This is a genomic window from Cryobacterium aureum (genome assembly GCF_002954245.1).
GTDB lineage: Bacteria > Actinomycetota > Actinomycetes > Actinomycetales > Microbacteriaceae > Cryobacterium > Cryobacterium aureum.
Window position 1 is genome coordinate 112,372 of record NZ_PPTG01000048.1, and the last position, 16,855, is coordinate 129,226.

The following is a 16,855-nucleotide window of genomic DNA, read 5'->3' on the forward strand; positions in this document are numbered from 1 at the left end:
TGTGATCGCCATGCCACCAGTGTAAGCGAGGCACTAGAATTGAACACGATCACGGGAGTCCGGTACACCGGGCTGAGAGGAAGCTGACCTAAGCTTCGACCGTCGAACCTGATCTGGATCATGCCAGCGCAGGGAGGCTTCTCAATCCCGTGCCCTGTATTCACCTACGGAAAGGGCACGAACAGTGCACACTACAATCACATCCACGCGACCGGACACAGCGAAAAAGCTGCGCAACTATCGCTGGCGCGTCGTCGACATCGTCGTCGCGAGTGTCATCGGCGTGGCGAGCGGTGTCATCTTCTGGGCCTGGGGCCTCGCCTGGTCCCCGCTCAGTGCGATCCTCACCTTCACGCCCGGCCTTGAAGGCCTGCTGGCCGGCGGCTGGTTGTTTGCCGGAGTGCTCGGCGGCCTCGTCATTCGCAAGCCCGGTGCGGCTCTCTACACCGAGGTCATCGCCGCTGTTGTGTCGATGCTGATCGGCACCCAGTGGGGCTTCTCCACCCTCATTTGGGGCCTTGTTGAAGGCCTCGGCGCCGAAATTATTCTCGCGCTGTTTCTGTATGCCAACTGGCGGCTCGGCGTCGCCCTGCTCGCTGGCGCGGGCGCCGGCGTGGCAGTAGGTTTCCTCGACACGACCTTCACGAGCTACGCGGCATTGGATTTTGGCTACAAGGCCGTCTACTTCGTTTCCGCCGTCGTCTCGGGCACCGTACTCGCCGGGCTGCTGTCCTGGCTCGCCGTGCGTGGCTTGGCCCGCACCGGAGCCCTCAGCCGATTCGCTGCCGGCCGGGAAGGTTCGCGCGCCCCCGCCGCGATCAGTTAAGCGGATGCCAGACCCTTCGTCGCACGCGTCCGCTCACGGCCCGCAGATTCGACCCGTGCAGATCGAAGCCCGAGGCTGGGGCTGGCGGCACGCCGGACGCCACAAACAGGCGGTGTCCGGGCTCGACCTGCAGATTGAGCCCGGTGAACGGGTTCTGCTGCTGGGAGCCAGCGGCGCCGGCAAGAGCACCCTGGTGCACGCGCTGGCGGGCGTGCTCGGCGACACCGAAGACGGCGACGAGACGGGCAGCCTGCTCATTGATGGCCGGCGCGCGGCCGAGGCGCGGGGTCGGGTTGGACTCGTGCTGCAGGATCCGGACTCGCAGGTGGTGCTCGCCCGGGTCGGCGACGACGTAGCGTTTGGCTGCGAGAACCTCGCCGTTGGGCGCACCGAGATCTGGCCGCGCGTGCGGCGTGCCCTCGTCGAGGTCGGTCTGAACCTGCCCCTCGACCATCCCACCGGGAGCCTGAGCGGCGGCCAGAAACAGCGGCTCGCCCTGGCCGGTGTTCTGGCCATGCAACCCGGACTGCTGCTGCTAGACGAACCGACCGCGAACCTCGACCCGGGCGGGGTCATCGAGGTACGTGACGCCGTCGTGCGCTCCCTCGACCATTCCGGGGCCACCTTTGTCGTCATCGAGCACCGCGTAGAGGTCTGGCAGGACGCCGTCGACCGCGTCATCGTGCTCGACCCGGCCGGCGGTGTGCTGGCCGACGGACCGACCCGGGAGATCCTCGCCAGCCAGGGTGAACGGCTGGCTCAGGCTGGCGTCTGGGTGCCGGCCCTGCCGCCACGGTTCCCGGTGCGGCACCCGATTGGCAATCCTCACACTCTGTTGCGGGCCGAAGGACTCGCGGTCGGTCGCGTTCCGTTTGGTCGGCGCGCGGCATCCGTTGTCGCCGACGGCATCACCCTCTCCGTCGACGCCGGCACGGCCACCGTCGTGACCGGGCCGAACGGTGCCGGTAAGTCCACCCTCGCCCTGACATTGGCCGGCCTGTTGAAACCGGCCGGCGGAACGCTGCACGCGAGCGACAGTTTCGCGGCCGGTATCCCCAATGAGCCGCACCGGTGGCGCTCCCGGCAGCTACTCACCCGCATCGGCACCGTGTTTCAAGACCCGGAACACCAGTTTCTGGCCGCCACAGTGCGCGGCGACCTCGCGATCGGGCCGCGCGCACTCGGACAGAGCGCGGCCGAGCAGACCAGCCGCGTCGACGAGCTCATGCATCGGCTGCGCCTCGACCACCTCGCCGACGCCAACCCGTTCACCCTGTCTGGCGGCGAAAAGAGACGGATGTCCGTCGCCACCGTTCTCGCCACCCGCCCTCGCCTGCTCGTGCTCGATGAGCCGACCTTCGGGCAGGATTCCCGCACCTGGCAGGAACTCGTGATCCTGCTCGCCGAGCTGCTCGACGAGGGTACAGCGCTCGTTGCGGTCACCCACGACGCCGAGTTCGTCAGCGCCCTCGCGGATAAGGAGTATCGGCTCGGCACGCCGATCACTCTGGGGGTGGCACAGCCGTGAGCCTGATGACACCGAGCATCCGCCCCAGTGTGGTCGCCCGCCTCAACCCGGTGGCCAAGCTCGCCGTTGCCCTGATCGTGAGCTGTGCGCTGCTGCTGTCGATCGACTGGGTGTCGGCTGGCGTGGCCCTGCTGCTCGAGGCTGGACTGCTCGTTTGGTGCGGCCTCAGCGCCCGGCAATTCTGGCTGCGTACCGCGCCGGTCTGGATCGCGGCGCCGATGGCGTCGATCACGACAATTCTTTACGGGGAAGACTCCGGAGCGATGCTCTGGCAGTTCGGCTTCATTTCGGTGACCGAGGGCTCAGCCCAGTTGGGTCTGGCCATCGGGCTGAGAGTGCTCGCGATCGGCCTGCCGGGCATCGTGTTGCTCGCCACGACCGATCCGACCGACCTCGCCGACGGTCTCGCCCAGGTGCTGCGCCTTCCGGCCCGGTTCGTGCTCGGCGGACTGGCCGGGCTGCGGCTCGTGGGCATGTTTATCGACGACTGGCATTCGCTCGGGCTCGCTCGCCGCGCCCGCGGGGTCGGCGATGGCGGCGGCCTGCGCGGCGCGGCCCGCCGGTTCTTCGGCCCGGCGTTCTCCCTGCTCGTCATCTCTGTGCGTCGGGGAAGCAAGCTCGCCACGGCCATGGAAGCCCGTGGGTTCGGCAGCGACGAACCCCGCACCTGGGCCCGACCCTCGCGGGTTCGAGTAGCGGATGCCGTTCTCGTCGCCATTGGTTTCGCCATCGCCGGCGTGGCCATCGGCGTCGCGGTGTGGGCAGAGACGTGGAGTTTCATTCTTGCCTGACGCCAGCGCCACCTCCTTGTTGGTACCGCTGCTGCGGGCACTGGCCACGGCCGGTCCGAACCCGGTCGTGCTCATCGACGGGCCGAGCGGCGCCGGCAAGAGCACCCTCGCCGATGCCCTCGTGGCCCACTGGCCGGGTACGATCAAACCGCAGCTCGTGCGGATGGACGACATCTATCCAGGCTGGGACGGCTTGGATGCAGCCATCGCCCATCTGCACCGACACATTCTCCAACCCCGACACAGTGGACGCTCCGCGGCCTGGCAGCGCTACGACTGGGCCGTGAACGAGTCGGCGGAGTGGCATCCGCTTGACGCAGCTCGACCGTTGATCGTGGAGGGTTGCGGAACCCTTGCCGCCGCGCACGAGCCGCTCAGTGACGTGCGCGTCTGGTTGGCGGCCGACGATGCGCTGCGCAAACGGCGTGCGCTGGACCGCGACGGCGACGCGTTTCGGAGCCATTGGGACCAGTGGCAGCAGGAATGGGCGGCCTATCTCGAGCAGGAGGCACCCGAAAGTCGGGCCACCGTTCGCCTGCAGGCCAGACGGGACTAGATTGGCTGCTATGAGCAGCCCAGACAGTGACACCCCGACCATTTACATCGCCGAGTTCATCGACGGCCCGCTCGAGGGCCAGATCGATTCCCGGGCGCTCGTGCTGGGGAAACACGCACCCCGCATCAGCATGGTCGCCGCCGTCGGCGGCCTCGAGTCGGTGTTCTGGTACGACGAGGTCGATGAACGCGACCTGAACGGGCAACGTCGGGTGCGGTACGCCTTCGACCAGGGTGAGAGCGACCCCATCGATACCGAGGTTGAGCCGCTCTAAAACTACGTTATTGGTCAAGCAGGGCCGTGATCATCACGATCGGATGCAGCAGTCGCCAGCCCGGTCCCGGGTCAGCGATACCGTCGTCGAGTTTCAGGGCCGCCGAGAGTTTCTCTCCGGCGACGGTGAGCCTCACCTGGCCCACGTTCGCGCCGGTGCGGGCCGTGGCGAAGTCCTTGAGCTCGACCGTTGCGGCTTCCGGAGTCGCGGCCTGCCAGGCGTAGCGAGTGCGCGACACCCCGACCACGGCCGAGGCCGTGTCGCCCCACGCGGATTTGAACGTGGCGTAGGCATCGTTGGCGGCCAGAACCGGCAGCGGCCCCACGCCTGCGCGCGCGCTAATCATGAGGGCGGTCAGGTCGGCTGTGAGCGCATCATAGGTCGGTTCACCGATGAATGCACCAGAAAACGTGAAGCTCGAGGCGCCGTCACTGACCTCGGCCGTGAACAGAAAGCAGACGCCGGCAGCATCCGTGTAACTGCGCGAAATGCCCGTGATGCCCTCCTCCGGCAAATACGACGTCGTGTTCTCAACACCACGCCGGTTCGCCAGAGCGGATGCGGGACTGGCCAGCATTTGAGACACAATCGGGTCGGTCGCGGCCAGGCCGGCGAGGTGCGCCAGGTCGGTCGCTGTTCCGGCGCTCGCATCGTGAAGGCCGGTGGCGTCGACGACAATGGTGCCGGTCAGCCCGTTGTCCGCCAGCCAGGCATTGGCAGCCACAACGTAAGAATCGACCGAACCAAACGCCCAGCGAGCCACGGTATCAGCGTGGTTGTTGCTCGATCCGAGCAGCAGCGCCTGCAGCAGCTCGAGTTCGGTCCACTGCTCGTCGGCGAAGACAGCGACCGATCGGGCGCCTGCCTTGTCGTAGTCGAGGTAGCTCTGAAAGTCGGCGGCGGTGAGCGTCACAACCGGTCCGGTCTCGCCCGCCACAATCGGTTTCGCGTCAAGAACGACGAGGGCGGTGACCACTTTGGCAACGGATGCCATCGGAAGCGCTGCGGTCGTGCCCGCGACCGCGATCGGGGCCGAAGGTCGCGAACCCTCCGCGCCGGTTGACGTAGTGCCGGACGCGTCGGCGGTCGTGGCAGAGAGTACCGCGATGGCGCTGGCGCCATTGGTGGAGAGCGCCGGGGGAGTGGGCGCCGTGGCCGTGGCGGCTGGAGTGACCTTGGTAGCGGTGACGGACGGAAGTGGCCCCAGCAGCGTCGCGGGGCCGTAAACGCCGAAACCGAGGATCACCACGGTTCCGACCAGAATGCCAACGAGACGGCCGGGACGGAAGGAGCTCATTCTCCAAGGCTAGACCGCCGGGAGTCAGCCCCAGCCGAGTTCGTGCAGCCTGTCGTCATCAATGCCATAGAAATGGGCGATTTCATGAACCAGGGTGATGTGAATTTCGTCGTGCAGGTCATCAAGGGTTTCGCAGATCGCCAGCAGCGGCTCGCGGAACAGCACAATACGATCGGGCATCTCGCCAAAACCGTATTGGCCGCGCTCGGTGAGGGCGACCCCGTCATACAGACCCAGGGTGTCGAGGGTGCCGTCCTCGGGGCGGTCTTCGACCACGAAGATCACGTTGTCGAGTCCGTCGACCATGTCGTCGGGCAGCAGATCGAGCTCATCGACGACGAGTCGTTCGAATTCGGACGCGTCAAGATCTAACATCGACGGCTGCCTTGAGCGACCCGCCGACCCGATGGCCGTCGGGCGGTGTTTCATTGGGGTGAGTAACGGGGATTGAACCCGCGACCTCCTGGACCACAACCAGGCGCTCTGCCAACTGAGCTATACCCACCATGTGTTCCCGCGTTTTCACTCGGGGCAACTCAGCAATCCTATTACACCTCGGAGGCGAATAAGTGCACAACTTCGGCTGCGTGTGACTTGGCCTCGTCGCTGGTCGGGCCCGGGTCGGCCACAAACACCGTCTGGCGGTAGTACGCAAGCTCGCGAATCGATTCGAGGATGTCGGCGAGGGCGCGGTGGCCGCCGTCTTTCGCGGGCGCATTGAAATACACCCGCGGGTACCAGCGTCGGGCGAGCTCTTTGATCGACGACACGTCGACGTTGCGATAGTGCAGCTGGTTGTCGAGGCGCGGCATGTAGCGGGTGAGGAAAGCCCGGTCGGTGCCGATGGAGTTGCCGGCCAGCGGGGCCTTCTGCTCGGCCGGGATGAACTTCAACACGTATTCGAGAACCTCGAACTCGGCCTCGGCGGCACTGACGCCGTTGGGGATCTCTGTGATGAGGCCAGAGGAGGTGTGCATGTTGCGCACAAAGTCGCCCATGTTTTCGAGGGCGGAGTCGTTGGGCTTGATGATGATGTCCAGGCCGGGATCGAGCACATTGAGGTCGTAGTCGGTGATGACGACGGCGATCTCGACGAGTTCGTCGCGGTCCAGGTCGAGCCCGGTCATTTCGCAGTCGATCCAGACCAGGCGGTCGCGGCTTTTCGACGTCGGGGAGGTAGCGGGGGATGATGTCGGTGCTGTACCAGTCGTGCTGTTCGTCATGCGTCGAGTCTACCGGTGGCCTGCGACAGGGCCTGTAAACTTGAGGGCTACCGATGTTCAACGCACGACTTGCGAGGCCCTGATGGAATTCACACTGTATTCGTCGTCATTTTGCGAACCGTGCATGCAGACGCGAGCGGTTCTGGCCGAGGCGAAACGATTGGTACCGGGGGCAACGGTGCGCGAAATCGATGTGGCCGGTGAACCCGAGCAGGCTGAGGCGCTACTCATTCGCAACACGCCCACGGTTATCATCACGAACGGTGCCGGTGCCGAGGTTTTTCGGGCGGCCGGTGTTCCCACCCTTGCGCAGGTTCTCGTCGCAGCCGCCAAGGCGCTCTGAGGTTACGCCCGCCATGCCGCCCTGCGTTGCCCGGCTCTTACGGCGAGATCACGTCGCCGTAATACTCGATCAGGAATGACCGTGCCAGCCGCCCGGCCGTTGGCCCGTCGCCCGCGGAGATCGCAGCTAGAATTTCCCCGTCGTGGGCCAAAGACAGCTCCATCCTCGCCGCGGAGTCGGGTGCACGATCGAGCCCGTCGGTGACCATATCGATGAGCGCTCCGCGAGTTGCCTCTCCGCAGATCTGCATGAGCTGGTTGTGGCTGGCCGCCCACACGCTTGAGTGGAACGCGACATCCGCTCGGCTGAAGGCGACCGGACCGTGCGCGATCTCTGCCTGCATCGCATCCACGGCGGCGCGCATCGCTTCCAGTTGCTCCTCGGTGCGGTGCTGGGCGGCCAAGGTGCAGGCGGCGCCCTCCAGCATGATGCGAAACTCCACGAGCTCCGACAGCGCGATGGTTTCCAGTCGCACCAAACGGTTCACGGTTTTGGTGAGGATGGCCGGCGACGCTTGCAGAACCTCGGGTCCGCGCGGGTCGCCGGGTCGCGAGCGAACCAGCCCGGTGCTCTCGAGTACGCGCAGTGCCTCCCGTATGGTCGACCGGCTCACTTCAAAGGTGAGCATCAACTCACGCTCGCTCGGTAGGCGATCGCCGGGGCGGAGATCTCGTTTGCTGATGGCGGTCTCAATCTGTTCGACGACGCGCTCATAGGCCTTGACGGTTTTGACGGCGGTAAATGCGGCTTTGTGGGTCATCTGCACTTCCTCGAGGTTGCGACCCAGTGCCAATTTCGGGGTCGATCTTGACGATCTGAGATCTACATGTAAAGCTGACTTTGGTACAGAGTGTACTGGTCTGACCATGTATTTCACCGGTATGGACAGCACATTTCCGCAGTATTTCTCACGGTTATTCCAGCAGTATTTTCTGGCCGCTCGTTGTCGGGCCAGCCGATCCAGAGGGGCACGTTCGAATGAGGGCACACACCCGGCGAAGCCTGTTCGCCAGCATTGCCACGGTCATGGTTGCGTCGATGGCCTTGGTCGGTTGTTCCGCCGGGTCGACGACCGCCGAGGGGGAGCCGGACACGTCATTGATCGTTGGCCTGTTGGCCACGCCCGGCAACCTCGACTACACCACGACGGCCGGGGCCGCCATTCCGCAGGCGCTCCTCTATAACGTTTACGAGGGGCTGGTGAAACTCGACAACGACGGCACGATCATTCCCCTTCTCGCCGAGTCGTGGACCGTCAGCGACGACGGACTGGTCTACGACTTTCTGCTGCACGACGGCGTGACCTTCTCCGACGGCTCACCCTTCACCGCCGAGAGCGTGAAATTCAGCCTCGAGCGGGTCAAGGACAACTGGACCGCCAACGGGCCGGCCTACCTCGACCCGATCGCCAGCATCGAGGCCGTGAGCGACACCGAGGCGCGCATCACACTATCGAAGCCGAGCAACAGCTGGCTTTTCAACATGAGTGGTCCGGTCGGCACGATGTTCACCGAATCCGGCCTCAAGGACCTGGCCACCGCCCCGGTGGGTACCGGCCCGTACACGGTCAGCTCCTTCAAAACCGGCGACAGCCTCGTGCTCGCCGCCAATACCGACTACTGGGGTGAGGCCCCCTATATGACCGACGTCACCCTGCGCTACTTCACCGACGCGACCGCGCAGACCAACGCCTTGCTCAGCGGCGACATCAACTTCATCTCGGGCATCTCGCAATTCCAGCTCGTCGACCAGTTCAAATCCAACGCCGACTTCCAGGTGCTCGAAGGTGCCAGCACTGGCGAGGTCACCCTGTCGATGAACAACGCGAGCGACGCATTCAGTGACGTTCGAGTACGCCAGGCGGTCATGTACGCCATCGACCGTCAAGCCGTCATGGACACGGCGAACAGCGGTTACGGCCTGCTGATCGGTTCCATGGTGCCGCCGACTGACCCTTGGTACGACAAGGACCTGGCCGATCTCTACCCCTACGACCCCGAGAAAGCCACCGAACTGCTCGACGAAGCCGGAGTCAGCGACCTGAGTGTGGCCTTCAAGATTCCCAACCTTCCCTACGCCGTGGCCGGCGCCCAGGTGGTCAAGGACCAGCTCGCCAAGGTGGGCATCACCGCCAACGTGACGGCCCTCGAATTTCCCGCCGTGTGGCTCGATGACGTCTTCTCGGGCCACGACTACGACATGTCTCTCATTATGCACAGCGAACCGCGCGACGTGAGCGTCTTCGCCGCCCCCACCTACTACGCGGGCTACAACTCGCCCGAGGTGATGTCCAAATTCGCCGAAGCGGATGCCGCCGACCCGGCCAGCTACATCGAACTGATGAAGGAGGCCACGACCACCATGGCCGAGGAAGCCGCCGCTGATTGGCTCTACCTGCAGCCGGCCATCTCCCTCGCCGACGCCGACCTACTCGGGGTTCCCAAGAACACGCCGAGCCTCGCACTGGACCTGTCGACCATCGCACGATAGGTCGAGGTCACCGGAACGCGCACGGTTGATGTCCTAACGGTTGGCGCGACGCTTCTTAGGTAGTGCCAACCGTGAAACAGTCAGAGGAAAGTTATGGTTCTTGTGGTTCTGCGCCGCATCGGTGTGTTCGCCACCACGGTGGTCGTGGCCTCAATCGTGACGTTCCTGATGCTGTCGATTCTGCCCGGCAACGCCGCACGCATCGCCCTGGGCGTGCAGGCGAGTGAAGCGGATGTCGCCGCGCAAGCCACACGGATGGGTCTCGACCGCCCCGGGATCGTGCGTTACGTGGACTGGTTCGGCCACGTGCTCATCGGTGACTTCGGTACCTCCACGGTATCGCGCCAGCCGATCGGCCCCGAAATAACGGATGCCCTCGGAATCACCGTGACCCTCGTGCTGACCAGCGTCGTGCTCGCCCTGCTTTTCGCAATTCCGTTTGGAATCCTGACCGCGGTGCGGCAGCGAAAGCCCGACGGAGCGATTCTGTCGGGTATCAGCCAGATCGGCGTTGCCGTGCCCGGATTTCTGGCCGGAATGCTGCTCGTCACCGTCTTCGCCGTGACGCTCCGCTGGCTGCCGGCTGGCGGCTGGGTCGACCCCGGCGAGGACTTCGGCGGATTCCTCGAACACCTGATTCTCCCCGCGATCGCCCTCGGCAGCGTGCAGGGCGCCGTGCTCAGCCGGTACGTGCGCTCCTCGGTCTTGGAAGTGATGCGCGAGGACTTCATTCGCACCGCCAGGGCCAAAGGCCTCGGCGCGGGGCGGGCACTGTTTTGGCACGGCCTTCGAAACGCTGCTGTACCGGTGATGACCGTGCTCGGTCTGCAGATCGCCACCCTCCTGGTCGGCGCCGTCGTGATCGAGCGGGTGTTCAGCATTCCCGGCCTCGGCAGCCTGCTGCTCGATAAGGTCGCCCTGCGCGACCTGCCCGCCGTGCAGGGCATCGTGCTCGTGCTGGTCGTGTTCGTGCTGGCACTGAACTTTCTGGTCGACCTCGCGTTCACCGTGATCGACCCCCGACTGCGGAGCGCCAGATGACCGTCATCAAGCCAGGGACGCCGACGCGCAGTGTTGCCGGTCACAGCGGCGGCGCCACCCTCTGGGCCGGACTCGTGCTCATCGGCCTCGTCGTGCTGGCGGCCATCGTCTCAGCGTTCTGGACACCGTTCGACCCCGAAGGGGTCTTCTCGGATTCCATCCTGCGCCCGCCCGGCGCCGAACATCTGCTCGGCACGGACAGTTTCGGGCGGGACGTCTTCAGCTCCATCCTGCGCGGCGCGCAGATCTCGCTGCTCGTCGGCACCGTCGCGGTCGGGATCGCGGCCGTGCTCGGCGTACCGTTCGGCATCGTGGCCGGCATGAATCCGGGCCGACTCGACCAGTTCATGATGCGCGGCAACGACATCTCCCTTGCCTTCCCAGCCCTGCTGCTCGCAATCATCTTCGGCGCCATCTTCGGCGCCGGTACCGTCACGGCCATGGTGGCCCTCGGCATCGGCACGGCACCCGCATTCGCCCTCATCGCCCGCAGCGGCACCATGCAGATCATGAGCCGCGAATACGTGCAGGCGGCCCGCGCCTCGGGCAAAAGCGGCCTCTTCATCGGCGTCAGGCACATTCTGCCCAACATCAGCGGCATGCTGATAGTGCAGGCGTCGGTCTCCTTCGGCATTGCCGTTCTCGCCGAAGCGGCCCTCTCCTACCTGGGGCTCGGCACTCCGCCACCCACCCCGTCGTGGGGGCGCATGTTGCAGGACGCCCAGGGCTACCTCTTCGTCGAACCGCTGCTCATCGTCTGGCCGGGAATCGCCATCGCCATTGCGGTGCTCGGCTTCAACCTGCTCGGAGACGGCCTCCGCGATCGCTTCGACCCCAGAATGCAGGTGAAACGATGACCATGCGTACACCAACACCAACCCTCAGTGTGCAAGACTTGCGCGTTGCCTCGCCCTTCGCTGACCTGCTGCACGGCATCAGCTTCGACATCGCCGCCGGCGAACGCGTGGGACTGATCGGAGAGTCCGGGTCGGGAAAGTCGCTCACCGCGACCTCCGTTATGGGGCTGCTTCCCGAAACCCTTACCGCCACCGGCACGATCCGGCTGAACGGGGTCGACACCGACCTGCTCACCGCTCCCGAACGCCGCCTGAACCAATTGCGCGGCAACACCATGGCCATGGTGTTTCAGGAGCCGATGACCGCCCTGAACCCACTCATGCGGGTCGGGGCACAGGTGGCCGAGATCATGACCGTGCACCACACCGAGAACGGGCGGCGCCAGGCCAGGGAACGCGCGGTGGAGCTTCTGGCCCTGGTCAAACTGCCGAACCCGGCCGAGGCGGCCCTCGCATTTCCGCACCAACTCTCCGGCGGACAACGCCAGCGCGTGATGCTCGCGATGGCCATGGCTAATGATCCGCAGCTGCTGCTCTGCGACGAACCGACCACGGCCCTCGACGTCACAGTGCAGGCCGAGGTGCTGAAGCTGATCGGAAACCTCGTCACCGACCGGGGCACCGCGCTGCTGCTGATCACCCACGACATTGCCGTGGTTGCCGAGGTGTGCCAGCGGGTGTTCGTGATGTACCAGGGCGAGATCGTCGAAGACGGCCCGGTGGGGCGCGTGTTGACCGCGCCGCAGCATCCGTACACGCAGAAATTGATCGCGGCCTCCGACCTCTCCTCGGTCGATGACCGGGGCCGGCTGCATACCATGTCGATGCCGGTCGTCGGCAGGCCGCTGGTGACAAAATCCTCGCCCCGCCAGATTCAAGCGGATGCCACCACCGCGTTGATCCTGCCGCCGCACCGCGCCGCCCACCAGCGACTCGAGCCGGGCGGCCCGCCGATGATCTTCAACGAGGCGACCGGAGCGCCCGCCATTTCGGTGCGCGACCTCAGCCGGCAGTACCGACGACGCGGCGGCGGACTGTTCTCGCCGGCACCGATAGTGCACGGCCTGCGCGACGTCTCCTTCGACGTGGCCGAGGGACAACGGTTCGGCATCGTGGGGGAGTCAGGTTCGGGCAAATCCACCCTCATGCGCATCCTCTGCGCCCTCGACCAGCCTTCCGCGGGCACGGTCGACGTGCTCGGGCAACCCATCGCGGGAGCCTCCGAACGGCAATTGCGGGAGTTTCGCAGCCAGGTGCAGATCGTGTTCCAGGACCCGATGGGCTCCCTCGATCCGCGCATGAAGGTGCGCGACATCGTCGCCGAACCCCTGCGCAACGTCAATCGGGCCGAGGCCCTCGCCCGGGTCGAAGCTCAGCTGGCCGCGGTCGGGCTCGATGCCGACGTGATGCACCGGCACCCGCACCAGTTCTCCGGCGGCCAACGGCAACGCATCTCCATTGCCCGGGCGCTCATCACGAGGCCCCGGGTTCTGGTGGCCGACGAGGCGGTCAGCGCCCTCGACGTGTCGGTGCGAGCCCAGGTGTTGAACCTGCTGGCCGATCTGGTCGACGAATATCAGCTCACCCTCGTGTTCGTCTCCCACGACCTCGGCGTCATCCGTCACCTCTGCGACACCGTGGCCGTCATCTCCGACGGACGCATCGTCGAATGCGGACCCACCGCCGACGTCTACGACACCCCGCTGCACCCGTATACGAGGCAGCTGGTCAGCGCCACGCCATCCATGCAGGAGCTGGCCCGCCGCGTCGCCCCCTGAACCCGCACCTGAACCATTGGAGTTGCCACCATGACCAAGACCGCGCCCATCGAATGCCTGCCGGCGACCGAGCTCGTCGCGCTCTACCGCAGCGGCGATCTCTCCCCGGTGGAGGTGACGCTCGCGGTACTCGACAAGGCTGAGCGGCTGCAGCCCGAGTTGAACTGCTTCTGGGGCCTGGACCGGGCCGGAGCGCTCGAAGCGGCCGCGGCCAGCGAACGGCGCTGGGCCACTGGGCATCCGCTCGGTACCATCGACGGCGTGCCCACCAGTATTAAGGAGAACGTGGCCGTGCGCGGCTTCAGCCAGCCGTCCGGTACCGCCGCCAAGTTCGACGCCGCCGTCGCGAGCGAAGACGGGCCGAGCGCCGCGCGCATCCGCGAGGCCGGCGGGGTGATCTTCGGCGTCACGGTCATGCCCGACTACGGCATGCTCTCCTCCGGTGTGTCGAGCCTGCACGGAATCACTCGCAGCCCGTGGAACCCGGCCTGGACGGTCGGCGGATCGAGCGCCGGTGCGGGAGCTGCCGCCGCCGCCGGAATCGGCCCGCTGCACACCGGCTCCGACATCGGCGGTTCCCTCCGGCTGCCGGCCACCTGGCTCGGACTTGTCACCCTGAAACCGAGTTTCGGCCGCATCGCCGTCGATCCGCCCTATATGGGCCGGGTGGCCGGCCCGCTCACCAGAACAGTGGATGACGCCGCCCTGCTCATGGGAGTGCTCACGCAGCCAGACCCGCGCGACTACACCAGTCTCGGCGAGCAGAATCTGGACTGGACCGACGTGCACTACGGCGATGCGGGAGTGGCCGGACTGCGGGTCGGCTACCACCTGGCCGGCGGGGCCGGTATGGCGACCGACCCGGAGGTGGCGGCATCCGTTTTGCGGGCGGTGGAACTGTTCGCCGCAGCCGGCGCGATCGTAGAGGAGATCGCCCCGCCGATGACCGAGGAGTACCTCGCCGATCTCGATCTGTTTCTGCGGGTGCGTTCCCTCGCCGACTATGAGGTGCTCGAACCGGCCCGCCAGGCGATGGTGCTGGACTTCATTCGGGACTGGGTGCTGGGGGGCGCCGGGGTGTCGGGCACCGAGGTGGTGCGGTGTTATCAGAGCATCCAGGACCTGCGCGCGGCGACCGTCGCGGCTACCGCGGCCTACGACGTCGTGCTGTCTCCGGTGTCACCGGTCGCCGCATTTCCGGCCGAGTGGCCGATGCCGACCAACGACGCGGCGACGTCACTGGATCACATCGCGTTCACCGCGCCGTACAACTTCTCGGAGCAGCCGGCCAGTTCGGTGAACTGCGGGTTTGCGGCCGACGGTCGCCCGATCGGGCTGCACATTGCCGGGCGCCGCTTCGAGGATCTCGCCGTGCTGCGGGCCACCCACTGGTACGAGCAGGCGCGGCCGGCGTCGTCCGAGCCGGTTTGGCCGTTTCACACGGTGGGCCAGCTGGCGCGCTGACCAGTCGGCGCGGCTAGCCGTTCGGCGGGTCGAAACGGCCGTCGACCGCGGTCCAGCCGCCGTCGACGGTGAGTACCGACCCGGTGACGAACCGTGACGCGTCCGAGGCGAGGTAGACCACGGCACCGGCCAGCTCGCTCGGGGTCGACCAGCGGCCGAGCGCGCTCTTGGCGGCGTAGGCGTTATACCAGTCGGGATTGTTCTTGATCTGGGCCGTCAGCGGGGTTTCCACGACGCCGGGGGAGATCGCGTTCACCCGTACTCCGGCCGGACCGTATTCGGCCGCGGCCGTGCGCAGCAACTGCACCAGCCCGGCCTTGGTCGCGGCGTAGACGCCCTGGCCCGGCTCAACCGTGACCGCCCGAATCGAGGCGAAGCCAATGATGCTGCCGCCGCCCTGGGCGGCCATGGCCGGCGCAAAGGCCTGGATGAGCACGAAGGCGGCTCGCAGGTTGAGGTTCACCACGCGGTCGAATTCGTCGAGGGTGTAGTCCGCGATGCGTTTGCGCACGTTGGTCGCGGCGGTGAAGACGAGGGCGGCCAGATCGGGCAGGTCGCGAGCTACGGCCTGTACGGACGCCTGCTCGAGCACGTCGAGTTGCAGCGAGCTTGCCCTGTTGCCAAGGCTGGCCGCGGTGGCCGCCGCGCTCGCCGCATCGCGGTCTGCGCAGATGACCCTGGCTCCGTGGGCGTGCAGGGCGAGGGCGCTCTCGCGGCCGATGCCGCTGCCAGCCCCGATCACGAGAACGCGGCGACCGGAAAACTGGAACAGTTGGGTGTAGTCCACGGTAATTCCTTCTGAATGGGTTACGGGCGGATCATGGCCATGCGGCTAACGGTGAATTCCTCGATGGCGAACCGTGGCCCTTCCCGGCCCGTGCCGGAGTCCTTCACGCCGCCATAGGGCATGATGTCGGAGCGAAAGCCGGGGATCTCGTTGACCACGACGCCGCCGACATCGAGCTCGTTGATGGCGCGAAACGCTCGTTGCAGTGAACTCGTGTAGATCGCGGCCTGCAGGCCGTAGCGTGAGCGGTTGACCAGCTCGATCGCCGACCCGAGGTCGGAGACGCGCTGCAGAATGACGACCGGTCCAAAGATTTCTTCGCACCAGGCCTGGGCCTCCGGAGAAACGTCAGCCAGCACGGTCGGCGCAATGCTGCGCTCGACCAGGTGGCCGCCGGCCAGCACTCGGCCCCCGCCGGCCCGGGCGGCATCGATCCAGGCCAGAATGCGCTCGGTGGCGGCCTCGTTGATGACCGGCGCCACCCGCGTGCTGTTCTCGCGCGGGTCACCGACCAGCACCTCGGGGAGGCGGGCCAGCAGCATCCGCTCGAATTCGTCGGCGATCGCATCGTGCACCAGAATGCGTTGCACCGAAATGCAGGCCTGGCCGTTGGCGTAAAAACCACCGCGAATCACCGCGTCGACGGCCTTCTCGACGTCGGCGTCGCTCGCCACGATCAGGGCGGTGTTGGCGCCGAGCTCCAGCACGACCTTGCGCGGTGCCGCCGCGCGCGCGATCTGGTGCCCGACGGCGGCCGACCCCGTGAAGGAGACCACGGCCACACGCGGATCGCGCACGAGCGCCTCGCCGACATCGATGCCCCCGGTGACGAGCTGAATGGCAGCGGGCGACACTCCGTGTTCGCGCAGCACGCCGCGAATCAGGTCGACCGCCCACAGCGTCGACAGCGGCGTGTTTGGTGCCGGCTTGATGATGATCGGGCACCCAGCCGCGATCGCGGGGGCGAGCTTGTGGCTGGCCAGCAGCAGCGGGTAGTTGAAGCCGGTGATGCCCACGACGATTCCGGCCGGCCGCCGCGTCCAGTAGCCGATCATGCCCACACCGCTCGGCTGCAGGTCGAGGGGCACGGTCTCGCCGTGCTGGTGCGCGACTTCTTCGGCGCTCGCCGACCAGGTGGTGAGGGCGCGGGCCACCTCGGTGCGGCAGTCCACGAGCGGTTTGCCGGTCTCGAGCACGAGCAGCTGCTCGAATTCTGCCGTGCGCTCGGCGAGGGCATCATGAATGCCGACGAGCAGGGCACGACGGATGCCCGTGCTCAGCCCGGCCAGTTCCCCACGTACCGAGGCGGCAGCATCCACTGCGAGCGACGCGTGTGCCACAGTCCCAACCGGCGACAGCGCGATGGGGGAGCCGTCGAATGGGAACACGATTTCCGCCTGCTCGGGGCAGTCCACCCAGCGCTCGCCGATGGGGAGCCCGGCCGGGTAAGGAATCGAGAACAAAGTCACGGGACCGCTTTCTGTCATTCAGGGGAGAGGTGCTGGTCTTTCTACTGGTCTGACCAGTAACCTAACTAGAGTATCGAGCGCCGATGATCAGGTCAATAACCTGCCTCGGCACGCATCCATCAATGAGGGAG

The 16,855-nt window shown here is 66.3% G+C and carries 17 protein-coding genes, 1 tRNA gene and 1 riboswitch; of the genes, 11 read left to right on the forward strand and 7 right to left on the reverse strand.

What is annotated here, in order from left to right; translation table 11 throughout:
- Positions 1-41 precede the first annotated feature (41 nt).
- Positions 42-152, forward strand: a riboswitch (TPP riboswitch).
- A gap of 32 nt (positions 153-184) precedes the next feature.
- Genes CJ028_RS17345 through CJ028_RS17365 form a run of 5 tightly spaced genes read left to right on the forward strand, consistent with a single transcriptional unit; the run spans position 185 to position 3,975 of the window.
- A complete protein-coding gene (locus CJ028_RS17345) occupies positions 185-826 on the forward strand; it encodes an ECF transporter S component (protein WP_105036461.1) in 642 nt (213 codons plus the stop codon).
- Between the two features lie 4 nt (positions 827-830).
- A complete protein-coding gene (locus tag CJ028_RS17350; RefSeq protein ID WP_105036462.1) occupies positions 831-2,354 on the forward strand; it encodes an ABC transporter ATP-binding protein in 1,524 nt (507 codons plus the stop codon).
- Positions 2,355-2,359: 5 nt separating this feature from the next.
- Entirely contained in the window at positions 2,360-3,145 is a 786-nt protein-coding gene (locus tag CJ028_RS17355; protein ID WP_205684107.1) for a CbiQ family ECF transporter T component, read from the forward strand.
- Entirely contained in the window at positions 3,138-3,701 is a 564-nt protein-coding gene (locus tag CJ028_RS17360) for an AAA family ATPase (protein WP_240607392.1), read from the forward strand. Before CJ028_RS17355 ends, CJ028_RS17360 begins: the two co-directional genes overlap by 8 nt.
- A gap of 10 nt (positions 3,702-3,711) precedes the next feature.
- Positions 3,712-3,975: a hypothetical protein gene (locus CJ028_RS17365; RefSeq protein WP_105036465.1), complete on the forward strand. Its 264-nt coding sequence runs from the start codon at positions 3,712-3,714 to the stop codon at positions 3,973-3,975.
- 7 nt (positions 3,976-3,982) lie between these two features.
- Here the strand turns inward: CJ028_RS17365 and CJ028_RS17370 are convergent, their stop codons facing one another.
- The 4 genes from CJ028_RS17370 to orn form a co-directional block, all read right to left on the reverse strand.
- The gene (locus CJ028_RS17370; protein WP_105036466.1) at positions 3,983-5,272 is read right to left on the reverse strand and encodes a D-alanyl-D-alanine carboxypeptidase family protein; all 1,290 of its coding nucleotides are present in this window, start codon (positions 5,270-5,272) and stop codon (positions 3,983-3,985) included.
- A gap of 24 nt (positions 5,273-5,296) precedes the next feature.
- The gene (locus CJ028_RS17375; RefSeq protein ID WP_105036467.1) at positions 5,297-5,647 is read right to left on the reverse strand and encodes a metallopeptidase family protein; all 351 of its coding nucleotides are present in this window, start codon (positions 5,645-5,647) and stop codon (positions 5,297-5,299) included.
- Positions 5,648-5,701: 54 nt separating this feature from the next.
- Positions 5,702-5,777 (reverse strand) — tRNA-His (locus CJ028_RS17380).
- 43 nt (positions 5,778-5,820) lie between these two features.
- Positions 5,821-6,495, reverse strand: coding sequence for an oligoribonuclease (gene orn / locus CJ028_RS17385; protein ID WP_105036468.1), 675 nt, complete (start codon positions 6,493-6,495; stop codon positions 5,821-5,823).
- 124 nt (positions 6,496-6,619) lie between these two features.
- On the opposite strand from orn, the gene CJ028_RS17390 reads away from it, so the two are divergent.
- A complete protein-coding gene (locus CJ028_RS17390) occupies positions 6,620-6,838 on the forward strand; it encodes a thioredoxin (protein WP_240607393.1) in 219 nt (72 codons plus the stop codon).
- Positions 6,839-6,875: 37 nt separating this feature from the next.
- On the opposite strand, the gene CJ028_RS17395 is transcribed toward CJ028_RS17390, so the two are convergent.
- The gene (locus tag CJ028_RS17395) at positions 6,876-7,598 is read right to left on the reverse strand and encodes a FadR/GntR family transcriptional regulator (RefSeq protein WP_105036470.1); all 723 of its coding nucleotides are present in this window, start codon (positions 7,596-7,598) and stop codon (positions 6,876-6,878) included.
- Positions 7,599-7,816: 218 nt separating this feature from the next.
- Between CJ028_RS17395 and CJ028_RS17400 the strand changes: the two genes are divergently transcribed.
- From CJ028_RS17400 to CJ028_RS17420, 5 genes are all read left to right on the forward strand, one after another.
- Positions 7,817-9,328, forward strand: coding sequence for an ABC transporter substrate-binding protein (locus tag CJ028_RS17400; protein WP_105036471.1), 1,512 nt, complete (start codon positions 7,817-7,819; stop codon positions 9,326-9,328).
- 93 nt (positions 9,329-9,421) lie between these two features.
- Positions 9,422-10,369, forward strand: a complete 948-nt coding sequence (locus CJ028_RS17405; protein WP_105036472.1) for an ABC transporter permease — start codon at positions 9,422-9,424, stop codon at positions 10,367-10,369.
- A complete protein-coding gene (locus tag CJ028_RS17410) occupies positions 10,366-11,226 on the forward strand; it encodes an ABC transporter permease (RefSeq protein ID WP_105036473.1) in 861 nt (286 codons plus the stop codon). The genes CJ028_RS17405 and CJ028_RS17410 overlap by 4 nt, the downstream gene beginning before the upstream one ends.
- The gene (locus CJ028_RS17415) at positions 11,223-13,004 is read left to right on the forward strand and encodes a dipeptide ABC transporter ATP-binding protein (protein WP_240607394.1); all 1,782 of its coding nucleotides are present in this window, start codon (positions 11,223-11,225) and stop codon (positions 13,002-13,004) included. The genes CJ028_RS17410 and CJ028_RS17415 overlap by 4 nt, the downstream gene beginning before the upstream one ends.
- Before the next feature lie 30 nt (positions 13,005-13,034).
- Positions 13,035-14,468: an amidase gene (locus CJ028_RS17420; protein ID WP_105036474.1), complete on the forward strand. Its 1,434-nt coding sequence runs from the start codon at positions 13,035-13,037 to the stop codon at positions 14,466-14,468.
- 13 nt (positions 14,469-14,481) lie between these two features.
- Here the strand turns inward: CJ028_RS17420 and CJ028_RS17425 are convergent, their stop codons facing one another.
- Positions 14,482-15,255, reverse strand: a complete 774-nt coding sequence (locus tag CJ028_RS17425) for an SDR family NAD(P)-dependent oxidoreductase (protein ID WP_105036475.1) — start codon at positions 15,253-15,255, stop codon at positions 14,482-14,484.
- 20 nt (positions 15,256-15,275) lie between these two features.
- Complete coding sequence (locus CJ028_RS17430; protein WP_240607395.1) at positions 15,276-16,724, reverse strand: aldehyde dehydrogenase family protein; 1,449 nt, start codon at positions 16,722-16,724, stop codon at positions 15,276-15,278.
- Between the last annotated feature and the right edge of the window lie 131 nt (positions 16,725-16,855).